The 12678-nt window shown below is 41.5% G+C and carries 12 protein-coding genes and 1 tRNA gene; 6 read left to right on the plus strand and 7 right to left on the minus strand.

Going from position 1 to position 12678, the window contains the following annotated elements; genetic code table 11:
- The gene (locus RI557_RS00735) at nucleotides 1–957 is read left to right on the plus strand and encodes a transketolase family protein (RefSeq protein ID WP_310681440.1); all 957 of its coding nucleotides are present in this window, start codon (nucleotides 1–3) and stop codon (nucleotides 955–957) included.
- Nucleotides 958–1040: 83 nt separating this feature from the next.
- Here RI557_RS00735 and msrA read toward each other — a convergent pair whose 3' ends face one another.
- Nucleotides 1041–1622, minus strand: coding sequence for a peptide-methionine (S)-S-oxide reductase MsrA (gene msrA, locus RI557_RS00740; RefSeq protein ID WP_310681442.1), 582 nt, complete (start codon nucleotides 1620–1622; stop codon nucleotides 1041–1043).
- A 204-nt stretch (nucleotides 1623–1826) separates the two neighbouring features.
- Here msrA and RI557_RS00745 point away from each other — a divergent pair, with 204 nt between their 5' ends.
- The 4 genes from RI557_RS00745 to RI557_RS00760 are packed head-to-tail and all read left to right on the plus strand — an operon-like array spanning nucleotide 1827 to nucleotide 7140.
- Nucleotides 1827–2501, plus strand: coding sequence for a phosphoadenylyl-sulfate reductase (locus tag RI557_RS00745; RefSeq protein ID WP_310681444.1), 675 nt, complete (start codon nucleotides 1827–1829; stop codon nucleotides 2499–2501).
- A 32-nt stretch (nucleotides 2502–2533) separates the two neighbouring features.
- Complete coding sequence (locus RI557_RS00750; RefSeq protein WP_310681446.1) at nucleotides 2534–3448, plus strand: SDR family oxidoreductase; 915 nt, start codon at nucleotides 2534–2536, stop codon at nucleotides 3446–3448.
- Between the two features lie 34 nt (nucleotides 3449–3482).
- Nucleotides 3483–3893, plus strand: a complete 411-nt coding sequence (locus RI557_RS00755) for a hypothetical protein (protein ID WP_310668123.1) — start codon at nucleotides 3483–3485, stop codon at nucleotides 3891–3893.
- A 1-nt stretch (nucleotide 3894) separates the two neighbouring features.
- On the plus strand, nucleotides 3895–7140 hold the full coding sequence (locus tag RI557_RS00760; RefSeq protein WP_310681448.1) for a VPS10 domain-containing protein: 3246 nt from the start codon (nucleotides 3895–3897) through the stop codon (nucleotides 7138–7140).
- A 55-nt stretch (nucleotides 7141–7195) separates the two neighbouring features.
- Here RI557_RS00760 and RI557_RS00765 read toward each other — a convergent pair whose 3' ends face one another.
- Entirely contained in the window at nucleotides 7196–7984 is a 789-nt protein-coding gene (locus tag RI557_RS00765) for a hypothetical protein (protein WP_310681450.1), read from the minus strand.
- A 279-nt stretch (nucleotides 7985–8263) separates the two neighbouring features.
- Between RI557_RS00765 and RI557_RS00770 the strand changes: the two genes are divergently transcribed.
- A complete protein-coding gene (locus tag RI557_RS00770) occupies nucleotides 8264–9352 on the plus strand; it encodes an endonuclease (protein WP_310681452.1) in 1089 nt (362 codons plus the stop codon).
- 575 nt (nucleotides 9353–9927) lie between these two features.
- On the opposite strand, the gene RI557_RS00775 is transcribed toward RI557_RS00770, so the two are convergent.
- The 5 genes from RI557_RS00775 to RI557_RS00795 all read right to left on the minus strand — a co-directional run bounded on the left by RI557_RS00775 (nucleotide 9928) and on the right by RI557_RS00795 (nucleotide 12674).
- A tRNA-Arg gene (locus RI557_RS00775) sits at nucleotides 9928–10001 on the minus strand.
- A gap of 79 nt (nucleotides 10002–10080) precedes the next feature.
- Nucleotides 10081–11097: a flotillin-like protein FloA gene (gene floA, locus RI557_RS00780; protein WP_310669022.1), complete on the minus strand. Its 1017-nt coding sequence runs from the start codon at nucleotides 11095–11097 to the stop codon at nucleotides 10081–10083.
- Nucleotides 11094–11564, minus strand: coding sequence for an NfeD family protein (locus RI557_RS00785; RefSeq protein WP_310681461.1), 471 nt, complete (start codon nucleotides 11562–11564; stop codon nucleotides 11094–11096). Before RI557_RS00785 ends, floA begins: the two co-directional genes overlap by 4 nt.
- The gene (locus tag RI557_RS00790; RefSeq protein ID WP_310681464.1) at nucleotides 11565–12359 is read right to left on the minus strand and encodes a M48 family metallopeptidase; all 795 of its coding nucleotides are present in this window, start codon (nucleotides 12357–12359) and stop codon (nucleotides 11565–11567) included. It abuts the gene before it with no gap.
- 18 nt (nucleotides 12360–12377) lie between these two features.
- On the minus strand, nucleotides 12378–12674 hold the full coding sequence (locus RI557_RS00795; RefSeq protein ID WP_310681466.1) for an ATP-dependent Clp protease adaptor ClpS: 297 nt from the start codon (nucleotides 12672–12674) through the stop codon (nucleotides 12378–12380).
- Nucleotides 12675–12678 lie beyond the last annotated feature (4 nt).

Here is a 12678-nt window from a genome sequence, read left to right on the forward strand (position 1 = left end):
ATGAAGTTATTCGAAGCCAAAGATCAAAAAGATACACGCTCAGGTTTTGGAGCCGGACTCAGCGAACTGGGAGAAACAAACGAAAATGTTGTGGCCCTTTGTGCTGACCTCACAGGCTCTCTCAAAATGAATGCCTTTGCCGATGCTCATCCCGATCGTTTTTTCCAAATGGGAATTTCTGAAGCTAACATGATGGGTGTAGCTGCCGGACTCACAATTGGTGGTAAAATTCCATTTACAGGAACATTTGCCAACTTTTCTACAGGTCGTGTTTACGATCAGATCCGACAATCCATAGCTTACTCTGGGAAAAACGTCAAGATCTGTGCTTCGCATGCCGGATTGACACTTGGAGAAGACGGAGCAACACACCAAATCCTCGAAGATTTGGGTCTGATGAAAATGTTACCTCACATGACCGTAATCAACCCGTGTGATTACAACCAAACAAAAGCTGCTACTATCGCAATTGCCGAGCATGAAGGCCCGGTTTACCTGCGTTTTGGCCGACCAAAGATGCCGGTTTTTACTGCTGAAGATCAAAAGTTTGAAATCGGGAAAGCGTGGAAGATCAAAGACGGTAAAGACGTAACGATCATCGCAACTGGTCACCTCGTTTGGAAAGCTGTTGAAGCTGAAGAAGCTTTGAAAGAAAAAGGAATTGATGCCGAGATCATCAACATCCACACGATAAAGCCACTAGATGAAAAAGCAATTATTGAGTCAGTTAAAAAAACAGGCTGTGTTGTTACAGCTGAAGAACATCAAATGAATGGCGGGCTCGGAGAAAGCGTTTCAGGAACGTTGATGCGTCATTTCCCTGTACCGCAAGAATTTGTAGCCGTTAATGATAGCTTTGGTGAGTCGGGAAAGCCACACGAATTGATGGCTAAATATGGAATTGATACGCCTAATGTAATTGAGGCGGCCCTCAAAGCAGCTGAGAGAAAGAAGTAAATCTCTAACTCAAATTAGAATACTAAAAAAGCCAACTGAATCTTCCAGTTGGCTTTTCTTTATCCCCTATTCATTCTTCAGCCCTACTTCACACCCTCTTTCAACTTATCCTCAAAAACCTTTCTGAATTTTTCAACTTTAGGTGTAATCACTGCACGGCAATATGGAGCATCACTATTCTCGTTGTAATAATCCTGATGACTCACTTCAGCTTTGTAAAAAGTATCGTACGGTGAAATTTCCGTCACAATAGGGTCGTCAAACACTCCCGACTCATCGAGTTTATTTTTGTACTCCTCGGCCAGCTCCTTTTGGTTCTGATCGTGATAAAAAACTGCCGAGCGGTATTGTGTGCCCACATCAGCCCCTTGTTTATTCAAAGTTGTGGGATCATGTGTTTGCCAAAATACTTCCAGCAATTCTTTGAAAGAAATTACATCAGGGTTGAATTGAATTTGCACAACCTCTGCGTGGCCGGTCCTGCCCGTACAAACTTCTCGGTAAGAAGGATTTTTGACATCTCCTCCACTGTAGCCTGAAGTGACTTTCTCAACTCCTTTCAGATCCTGAAAAATAGCTTCAACACACCAAAAACAGCCGGCACCAAAGGTTGCCAATTCTAAATTATCATTGTTTGTTGTCATAGCACTTTCATCTTTCTGCATTTCATTTTGCGAATTTGCACAACTCATAAAAATAGTTGCAACGAGTAATAAAACTAACTTTTTCATATCAATCTATACGCGCAAAAGTAACATCCGGTTTTATTCTTTTCATTCAGAACCGAATTGTTGTTAATCATCATTAATTGAAACCAGTAAAAATACAATTTGTTTCAGCCATTTAATGAAGTCTGCTAATTTTGACGCATGGAAATGAAATGGGTAGAAAAAGAACAGGCTCGTATTGAACAGCAGTTAAGCAATTGGCTCAATGACGGAGAGCGAATCTGTATGTCCTCATCCTTTCAAACACATAGCATTCCGCTCCTCCATCTCATCAGCACTGTTGCGCCTAAAGTTGATGTTCTTTTTCTCAATACAGGTTATCACTTTCCTGAAACGCTCGAATTCAGAGATCAAATATGCAATCAACTTGGAGTTGAACCGATTTTGGTTGAGAGTTTCATCTCAAAAAATTTCCAACGCGGGCAAAGCGGGCTTTTGCCATTTGCTGAAGATCCTGACAGGTGCTGCTTTCTCAACAAAACCCAACCGATGAAAGAAGCAATGACAGCTTACGATATTTGGATCAGCGGTATTAGAAGAGATCAAAACGCTAACAGGCGCGAAATGCCTGAGCTCATCACAACACCTGACGGAAAACTGCGCTACCACCCTATTTTAGAATGGAACTCAAAAATGATTCACGAATACCGAAAAGCTTTTGATTTACCCACTCACCCACTGGAAGCAAAAGGCTATTTAAGTATCGGATGTGAACCCTGCACGCAAAAATTCGATCTCGAAAACAAGCGTGATGGACGTTGGCAGGGCATGAAAAAGTCAGAATGTGGCTTACACACTGATCTCGTTTCAAAATAAGTTAACCACCTGCTAATAAAAGCATTGACAACATGAAAGTACTCATCACCGGTGCAGCCGGATATATTGGAACAGAACTCATCAATCACCTCGAGAATCGCGATGAAGTAGAAAAAATCATCGCTTACGACAATCTCAGCAGAACAAATTTCAACCTTTTCATTGGCGAGCCCAATAAATACAAGAAAGTTCAGTTTGTGCGTGGTGAAATTTTGGACGGAATCAAACTCAAAGGACTACTCAAAGATTGCGATGCCCTGGTGCATCTCGCGGCTGAAGTCAGCACTCCTTTTGCTGATGCCAATCATCACCTTTTTGAACAGGTCAATCACTGGGGAACAGCAAATGTGGTAGAAGCTGCGATAAAAGCTAATATCGAGCACTTTATTTACCTGTCGAGTGCATCAGTTTATGGTTTTGGGTCAGAACCATTTGATGCTACTACCAATCCAAAACCAACGACCATCTACGGAATTTCTAAGCTCCGTGGGGAAGACCATGTGAAGCGACTCAAAAACAAGATGAATACCACAATTGTACGCTGTGCAAACGTTTACGGCTACAACCCAAGCATGCGATTTGACGCTGTCATCAACCGTTTCATGTTCGATGCAAACTACAGCGGCAAAGTCACACTTCAGGGAGATGGCTCACAATACCGCCCCTTTATTCATGTGGAAAATGTAGGTCGCGGAATCACAACAGTTTTGCTTGAACAAATTAAGGATCTGACCATTAACCTTGTTGACCGAAACGAAACGATCGATAACATAGCCAACGAAATTCAGGCTGTTTTTCCTGAAATGGAAAGGATGAATGTGAGCCAACATCTCAAGTTGAGATCGCTACAATTAAAGATTGACGAGGCTTTTAATCGCAAATTAAATTTAATACCTTCCGCCTTGAATGAGGAGTTAAGCAAATTTGCCAAAAAGTTCAACTTTTGACTAAAATCTCTGTTTAACTCTAAACCATGATTTTATGTCGGCAAAGTTCAGGATTTTCCCAAAGGATGAATTCATTTTGGAGGTATTTGACGGAAAGGTATTTTTCAATGACATCATTGAAGTGACCCAAAAAATTTGGTCTCATCCCAATTACGATGCTGAATTTGACGGCATCTCAGATCTCTCAAAAGCTGATGTGAAATTATCGCGTGATGAAATGAATCAATTCATCGCAGCTATTGAGGAAAGTCAAAAACGAGTTTCGGGCAGGTTGGCAATTATCACATCAAAGCCGCTGGCAACTGCATTTGCCATTCTTTTCGAGAAAAAAGTCAGGTTCAATCCGGGCGTGAAAGTCTTCACAACCCATGAAGGAGCCGTTCACTTTTTAGGAAAAGATCGTTTCTTTTTAGAAAAAATTTACAACGAATTTGAATCAGAATAACATGAAAATCAAACTCTTAGTACTATCCCTAATCCTTTCAAGCTCACTTCTCACAGCACAGGAAAGTGACTATTACTTAAAAAGCTCAGATTTAAACGCTTTTTCGTTCAGAACCATGGGCCCAGCTCTAACTTCGGGTAGGATTAGTGACATTGCTGTACATCCGCAGGACAAGGATTTTTGGTACATCGCTGCTGCATCTGGCGGAGTTTGGAAAACAACTAACCATGGAGTTAACTTCTCTCCCATTTTTGATAGCGAAGGATCATACTCAATTGGTTGTGTAACGATTGATCCCAACAACCCACACACTGTTTGGGTGGGAACCGGAGAAAATAACAACCAGCGTTCAGTAGCTTACGGAGATGGTATTTACAAAAGTACTGATGACGGTAAGTCCTGGAAAAATATGGGCCTCAAAAACAGCGAGCACATCGGGATGATAGCTGTTCATCCAAATAACTCTGATATCGTTTACGTGGCAGCCTATGGTCCATTGTGGAGTAAAGGTGGTGACCGCGGACTCTACAAAACAACTGATGGTGGTGAGAACTGGAATAAGATACTGGATATTGATGAGTACACCGGAGTCAATGAAGTTCATCTAGATCCAGGAAACCCTGATGTCATCTATGCTACAGCACATCAAAGAATGCGCAAAGTGTTCACTTACATTTCTGGCGGACCGGGATCTGGAATTTTCAAATCGACTGATGGTGGTGAAAATTTCGAGGAGCTAAAAAATGGTTTACCGGTTGATAATATGGGAAGAATCGGGATGGATATTTCACCCGTCAACCCAGATGTTCTCTACGCTATAATAGAAGCCAAATACGGCAAGGAAGGCGTTTACAAATCAACTGATCGCGGAGCTAGCTGGAACAAAGTTGATGACTACGTTACCTCAGGAAATTACTATCAGGAACTATTTTGCGATCCTAAAGATGTAGATAAGGTTTACTCGATGGATACCTACTCTCACTTCACAAATGATGGCGGAAACACCTGGAAGAAACTACCAGAAGACAAAAAACATGTCGATAATCACGCCATGTGGATCAATCCAAACAATACCGATCACTATTTGATGGGCTGCGATGGCGGACTCTACGAAACTTTTGACAACGGAAATAACTGGGAGTTTTACACCAACCTGCCCATCACGCAATTTTACCGTGTTTCAGTTGATCGGTCAGAGCCGTTTTACAACATCTACGGAGGAACACAGGATAACTTTTCTTTAGGTGGCCCCAGTCAGACCCGCAAAAGCAGCGGAATTGATAATTACGACTGGTTCGTTACGAATAATGGAGATGGGTTTGAGAGTCAGGTCGATCCTGAAAATCCAAACATTGTTTACGCTCAGGCGCAGTACGGATGGCTTGTCAGGTTTGACCGAAACAGCGGTCAAAAAGTGGGTATTCAGCCACAACCACCAAAAGGTGAAGCTTACCGCTGGAACTGGGATGCTCCGTTGATTATTAGTACGCACGACAACAAAACTCTCTACTTCGCGGCTAACAAAGTCTTTAAAACGGCAGACAGAGGGAACTCATGGGAAGTCATCAGCGATGATCTCACTCAACAAATAGATCGAAACAAGCTCAAAGTCATGGGCCGCGTTTGGGGTGTTGACGCCATCATGAAAAACAAGAGCACGACAATCTACGGGAACATTACGGCTCTGACCGAAAGTCCAAAAGTAAAAGGGTTGCTCTACGCAGGTACTGATGACGGACTCATTCAGGTCAAAGAACCCGGATCTGACCAATGGAAAAAGCTGAGTAAATTCCCCGATATTCCTGAACGCACTTTCGTTTATGATGTTGAAGCGTCTCTCCACGATGAAAATACTGTTTTTGCCGTTTTCAACAATCACAAAGAAGGCGATTTCAAGCCTTACATTTTAAAGAGCGAAAACAAAGGAAAATCGTGGAAAAACATCAGTGGCGATCTACCTGAGCGGGGTTCAGTTTACTCGATTGTCCAGGATCACAAAAACCCTGATCTCCTTTTTGCCGGAACAGAATTTGGTGTTTTTGTTACGCTAAACGGTGGTGAAAATTGGGTTCAACTGAAAAAGGGATTGCCCACAATCGCGATTAGAGACCTGACTATTCAGCGAGATAAAAACGCTCTTGTTCTCGGCTCATTTGGCCGTGGATTTTACGTGCTCGATGATTACTCGCCACTCAGAGCCATCTCGAAGGAAAAACTCAATAAGGAAGCAACCTTCCTCCCCACTCCAAGTGGGTTGATTTACCCCGAAGAGAACCGTTACGGATACAGCGGTGTAAGCTTTCAGGGAGAAGACTTTTGGACAGCCAAAAACCCTGAGCAAGGTGTCAATTTCTATCTTCACTTAAAGGAAGACGTAAAAACATTAAAAGCGAAAAGGCGAGAATCTGAAAAAGAGAAAATCAAGGATAAAAAGGATGTTTACTACCCTTCATTTGATGAATTAAGAGCTGAAGATCAGGAAGAAAAGCCCTACTTGATTCTCACGATCAGATCCAAAGATGGTGAACCAATACGCAGGTTGACCAACCCTATCAAAAAAGGAATCAACAAAATCAATTGGGATGGGCAAATCGCTTCAATTTCAGGTTTTGACACAAAAGGAGCACCTCTCACTGAAGCCTCAGGAGCGTTTTTTGCTTTACCGGGCGAATATTTAGTTGATGTACATTTGAGTAAAAATGGTAGTATCAGCGAGCTTTTAACTGGCCACGGTTTTTCATTGAAGGCTTTAAACCTCAACACTTTACCAGTAGATGAGGATGAACGCAACAATATTTTAACTGATATTGAGCAAACACGCAAGAAACTCTATGAAGTCAACCGTTATCACAGAAACTTTGAAAAACGAGTGAAACAAGTGAAATCAATTGTTCGTGATTACCCCGGCTCTGACCTTGAAGATTTGACTAAGCTGCGTGAAATGGAAAAGACGCTGGATTCACTGGACATCTTGTTAACCGGTGATAAATCTTTGAGCAGCAGAGAGTTTGAAACTGAACCATCATTGACTAACAGAATTGGCATTGCTGTTTACCAAACTTACAATACTCAAAATGCGCCAACTAAAACACAACAAAAAGCAATTGAGTTAGTGAAGAGTGAACTTTTGAGTATTCAAAAAATCCTTGAAGTTCTCAAAAGTGAATTGTCTTCAATTGAGTCTAAACTCAAGAGACAAGGCGCTCCATTGCTAAAGGATAAGTTACCTGACAGAATAAAACGTTAACTATTTCAACAAAAAAAGCCGTCAAATTACGGCTTTTTTTTATTAAAGTGAAAAATTAATCGTAAACAGGGAGTTTAACGAAATCAGCGCTTGTCGTTTCAAAAAAGAGTCTTTTACCATTAACTTTTTTCTCTTCAGTTTTAGAATAACGAATAGTTATCTTCACTGTCTTCATTAAGATGCTTTTCTTTAGCTCCTCTAGTTCCTCAGGTGTAAAAACAATCGTTTCTTTAATTTCATCTTCATAATATGAGAAAAATTCATAGTATGGACCGCCATCAAAAATGATAGTAATATAATTTACTTCGGCTGGTCTATTATCTAGCGCGAGCTCAAAATCCTGGGAAAGAAATAGTGCTGTATCAGTTGATGCAGAAGGGTAAGCCGGAGGAACAGAAGTGTGCACAAATGGTGAAAAACCATCAGTGTTATTACTGAATTCCCATTTAACTTGAGAAAAATCAACGTTTGAAGGGGACTCTAGACCATTTGGAGTGTCAAAAATATAATATCCATCATCAGAATTGAGAGATTGATCATTAACAGTTAAGTCCTCACCTATGTATAACCTGTATTCATTTTCTCCCGGTCCGTTTAAAAAACGACCATTGACAAAATACGATTCTGAACCATTATCTTCAGTTTGTCTAGCAGCTTGAAAATGAGCATCAGCAAAATTAGTTTGAGTTCTAATGCCCATATAATAATCATCCACAGCCTTTACCGTATCAGCAACCTCAGCTTTAGGTGGACTTTGAGCCGGAGCTGGTTGATCGTCCTCATCTTTTTTGCAGGAAAACAAAGACAAACAAACAAGAGCAATAACAAAATATAGTTTCTTCATAATGTGAGTTTTAAAATTAAACAAGTGTAATACTAACTTATGGAATATGCAACGCTTTCATTAACTTTAAGTAAATATCAAATAACTATTAAAATCACGGAATAATACATAACTAAAAATAGCTTGATAGTCCATATAGGCTAATAATTGCTAATATTTTAGAGCTCTCAATCACAAAAAATAAAGGGTAGAAAGTCACTCGTGGCGGGGTTTTCACTAAGATAATAGGGTAACAATGTGGACTTAGTTTTGGACAAAACTATTTCACAAAATTTCAAGATGCTGCACATTAAATATACAGGTGCAAAACTGCTCCTTTTTGCTTCGCTACTCATTGGATTAACGCTAAACGCACAGGTTTCCAATTATTATCAATCTGCCGTTGGTCTATCAGGCGAGCAACTCAAAACAGAACTTCACAATATCATCGATGATCACGTTGAGTTTCCCTACACTTCTTCAAGTACAGATGTTTGGGATATTCTCAAAGTTACAGATCGCGACACCTCCAATCCCAACAATGTCATTCTCCTCTATTCTGGTCGTTCAGTTGATGCTGCGCAGGAGTACAATAGCGGCAGCGGTTGGACACGGGAACACGTTTGGGCCAAATCACGCGGTGATTTTGGTAACTCACCAGGCCCGGGAACAGATGTGCACCACTTGCGTCCGCTCGATGCCGGAGTCAACTCAACTCGAAACAATCGCTCATTTGATAATTGCAACAGCTGTGATGAAGTTATAGACAACAATTTTGCTACTGGTTCCTTTATTGATCAGAGCCAGTGGACCTTTCAACCTCCAGCTGAAGTAAAAGGCGATGTAGCACGAATGCTTTTTTACATGGCTGTTCGCTATGAAGGTGACAGTAACGAAGAAGACTTAGAACTCAACAACTCAATACCTGATCAGTCAGATAAACTACCATTTCACGGCAAGCTGGAAACGTTGCTGCAATGGAATGATGAAGATCCGGTATCAGACTGGGAGAAAAATAGAAATGAAGTTATCTTTCAGCAATTTCAACTAAACCGAAATCCATTTATCGATCACCCTGAGCTGGCTGATTACCTATGGGGCGGAAAAGCGAATGAAAGTTGGACAGGTTCTGACCAGGAAACCGGTTTTATAGAACTTCAAAATGATGAATTGAGGTTTTGGCCTAATCCCTTTAAAAATGAAATTGAACTAACCCATAATTTGACAAACCCAAATTATACTTTATTCGACATAACCGGAAAAATCATGAAGTCAGGTATTATTGAAAACGATCAAATCAAGAACCTCAATGATTTGCCTTCTGGCCTATATCTCCTTAAAATCACGAATAACAACCAAAGCGAAACCAAAAAGGTTGTGAAAAAGTGATATTTCAACGCTCAAAGACAAAAACTTCAGGTTGATGGTGCTTGGTGACAAAGACAAAATCGATTTTGAAGCACTCGAAAAATACGGCAACGTCAAAGAGCTCAAGCTTGAAGAAGCTTTTGGGTATTAATTAACTGAGAAAATACACTCACATTCAGAACCGGATTCTGTGCTGTTTTGGCACGGGTTCGTTTTTTTTTACTTTTATAAGTGTGATCCGTACCTACGGTACTCTGAGTTTTTGTTGGAACAGTAAGCTCCGGGTTGTCACCCGGAGATAGAAGTGTATCGTGCCTAACGGCACTCATCTTTCAAGTGCCGTTAGGCACGAATCAACTTTAACTCTGGGTTTTAGCCCAGAGTTAAGAAAGCTGCTTATTTGGTAACGAGTGCTGTAGGCACGGTGCACATTAAAACCGGGATTACTTCGTGATCCTTTGAGCTCCGAATTCCGAAAGGAAAAACCGAAATCGAAGATTTCATTTTTTGTTTTTAGCAAATACCGCAAAGAACTTTGCTTATTTGCTGAAAACAAAAAACCCCGAAGCTTCGCTTCAGGGTTTTTCCTTTCTTAGTGACCTCGCCAGGATTCAAACCTGGAACCTCCTGAGCCGTAATCAGGTGCTCTATTCAGTTGAGCCACGAGGCCTTTATTGTTGAGTTAAACTGTTGTTTTTCCCAACAGGGCTGCAAATATAAAAACAATATCGAAAAACAACAGTCTCAATTTACTTTTTCTTTTTGTCGTCATCATCCTTGCCGCCTTCTTTTGGCTCGCTGATGCTGTCTCTCATATCGGTATCGGCCTGGATGTTTTTCATTCTGTAGTAATCCATCAAGCCGAGGTTTCCGGCTCTAAAGGCTTCAGATATAGCCATCGGCACTTCGGCTTCGGCTTCGATTACTTTGGCGCGAGCTTCCTGTGCTTTTGCTTTCATCTCCTGCTCTTCGGCTATTGCCATCGCTCTGCGTTCCTCAGCTTTGGCCTGCGCGATGTTTTTGTCTGCCTCGGCCTGGTCTGTTTGAAGTTCAGCACCAATGTTTTTCCCGATGTCAACATCGGCAATATCAATAGAAAGAATTTCAAATGCTGTACCTGAGTCAAGTCCTTTTTTCAGAACCGTTTTTGAAATGATATCTGGGTTTTCCAAAACAGCTTTGTGCGAATCAGCCGAACCAATTGAGGATACAACACCTTCACCAACTCTGGCGAGGACTGTCTCCTCTCCTGCTCCACCCACGAGCTGGCGGATGTTGGCTCTGACCGTTACTCGCGCTTTTGCAATCAACTGAATTCCGTCTTTTGCAACTGCAGTAACGGGTGGCGTTTCTATAACTTTTGGTATAACCGACATTTGAACGGCTTCAAAAACATCTCTACCTGCAAGGTCAATTGCTGTGGCTGAGTTGAAGTCGAGATCGATGTTGGCTTTATCAGCAGAGATCAATGCCATCACGACATTTCGTACGTTACCTCCTGCGAGGAAGTGAGCTTCGAGCTGATCACTATTGAGTACGAGCCCGGCTTTTGTGGCGTTGATCAATGCATCTACGATAGCAGATGGCGGTACGCGTCTCCAGCGCATAACAATCAACTGGAGAAGCGAAATTCGTACTCCTGAAATAATGGCTCTGAACCACAACCCGATCGGGATGAAATATAGAATGATCCACAAGAGGATGAGTGCTCCTACAGCTACTCCAATAGTAACTCCCCAGGACACCTGTAATAAATAAATATTCATGATTTAGAATTTTGAGATTCTACGTAAACTTTGCGGCCTTCAACTGATACAACACGAACGTCATCGTGGTCATCGATAAAACTGTTTCGGGCAACGACTTCCAAATATACATTGTTTATTCGAGCTTTCCCTGACGGATTGATTCTTGTTATCGCAATTCCTGTATCGCCCTCTTTGATATCGTATTCATCACTATTTGCTTTTGATGTGATATTAGAGGAAATGGTAATCGATTTCCATGTATCGGCTCGTAGGAATTTAAACAGCAAAAGTGCTGTTACAGCTCCGGTTGAAACCAGCGTAATAGTTCCGTAAGTAGTGCTTTCATAATAGGCTAAAACGATTCCGGTTACCATCAGAACCAAACCGATTATACCGGGAATCCCGGCACCCGGAATGAGGAAAACCTCAACGAGAAGGAGCAAAAGCCCAATTCCAACTATTATTAATGCTGTGGTAAGATCCATTTATTTCTTTTTAGCGTAACTCTTTGCAACCGGAATGTATTCACGGATATCATTGATCCGCTTTTCATCACTTGGGTGAGTAGAAAGTAACTCCGGAGGTTTTTGTCCGCCCTGCTCACTCATTCGTTTCCAAAAGTCGATTGCTGCCTCGCTATTGTAGCCGGCATATTCCATAAAAACCAGTCCCATTTTATCGGCTTCACTTTCGTGTGCTCTCGAATAAGCCAATGTTCCAAGTTGTGAGCCCAGTCCGTAACTCAGCATGAACAAGTCTCTCGTGTAACCGGGTTTTTCACTCATTGCTACTGAGAGCGTAGCTCCTCCAAGTTGTACGAGTAACTGCTGACTCATCCTCTCATTACCGTGGCGTGCAACAGCATGTGCTATCTCATGACTCATCACAACAGCTACTCCTGTTTCATCCTGGCAAATGGGCATGATTCCGGTGTAAAATACAACTTTCCCCCCCGGCATACACCATGCGTTGACAGTTTCGTCTTCAACGAGATTAAACTCCCATTCAAAGCCATTTATCCTATTGCTTTTCCCTTGTGACTTGAGAAATTGCTCGCAGGCTACTTTAAGTTTTTCTCCGGCAGACATCACCATTTTTGATCGTTTATCGTAACTGGGAACAGTATTGTGTTGCTCCAAAAAGCCATTGTACTGGGTCAAACTCATACTCATGAGATTTTGCTCGTTGAGCAGATTGACCTGTCTCCTGCCGGTAATTGGAACGGTAGCACACGAAACGAGCAGAGTTGCTGTAAGGAGTATCGATAAAAACTTATTCATTCATCAAAAATCTAACGATTAGTGGATTTCAGCAGAAAGTCCTCTCCTGAGCAATTCTTCACACTTAGGTTTTAAATCTTCCATTGAGCCGCGTTTTACATCGCATTTACCTTTGTAGTGAACCAGCATCGTACACTGCTCGGCCTGATTCATATCGTGCTCGCACACTTCAATAAGGCACTGAATAACATAATCAAAGGTATTTACTTCATCGTTGAAAAGAATTATCTTATTCTCATCATCCTCTTCAACCAAAACATCTGTTTCTTCCTGCTCTTCTACTCCCGGTATTCCATTTAAAATGGGTAACTCCATAGTT

The organism is Salibacter sp., assembly GCF_031581065.1.
Classification (GTDB): Bacteria; Bacteroidota; Bacteroidia; order Flavobacteriales_G; family Salibacteraceae; genus Salibacter.

Bases quoted from the DNA above. Each gene is read 5' to 3' on its own strand.
- RI557_RS00795 (WP_310681466.1), bottom strand. From the start codon at position 12,674: ATGGAGTTACCCATTTTAAATGGAATACCGGGAGTAGAAGAGCAGGAA.
- RI557_RS00765 (WP_310681450.1), bottom strand. From the start codon at position 7,984: ATGAAGAAACTATATTTTGTTATTGCTCTTGTTTGTTTGTCTTTGTTT.
- RI557_RS00755 (WP_310668123.1), top strand. From the start codon at position 3,483: ATGTCGGCAAAGTTCAGGATTTTCCCAAAGGATGAATTCATTTTGGAG.
- RI557_RS00790 (WP_310681464.1), bottom strand. From the start codon at position 12,359: ATGAATAAGTTTTTATCGATACTCCTTACAGCAACTCTGCTCGTTTCG.
- RI557_RS00750 (WP_310681446.1), top strand. From the start codon at position 2,534: ATGAAAGTACTCATCACCGGTGCAGCCGGATATATTGGAACAGAACTC.
- RI557_RS00770 (WP_310681452.1), top strand. From the start codon at position 8,264: ATGCTGCACATTAAATATACAGGTGCAAAACTGCTCCTTTTTGCTTCG.
- RI557_RS00745 (WP_310681444.1), top strand. From the start codon at position 1,827: ATGGAAATGAAATGGGTAGAAAAAGAACAGGCTCGTATTGAACAGCAG.
- RI557_RS00785 (WP_310681461.1), bottom strand. From the start codon at position 11,564: ATGGATCTTACCACAGCATTAATAATAGTTGGAATTGGGCTTTTGCTC.
- RI557_RS00760 (WP_310681448.1), top strand. From the start codon at position 3,895: ATGAAAATCAAACTCTTAGTACTATCCCTAATCCTTTCAAGCTCACTT.
- RI557_RS00735 (WP_310681440.1), top strand. From the start codon at position 1: ATGAAGTTATTCGAAGCCAAAGATCAAAAAGATACACGCTCAGGTTTT.
- msrA (WP_310681442.1), bottom strand. From the start codon at position 1,622: ATGCAGAAAGATGAAAGTGCTATGACAACAAACAATGATAATTTAGAA.
- floA (WP_310669022.1), bottom strand. From the start codon at position 11,097: ATGAATATTTATTTATTACAGGTGTCCTGGGGAGTTACTATTGGAGTA.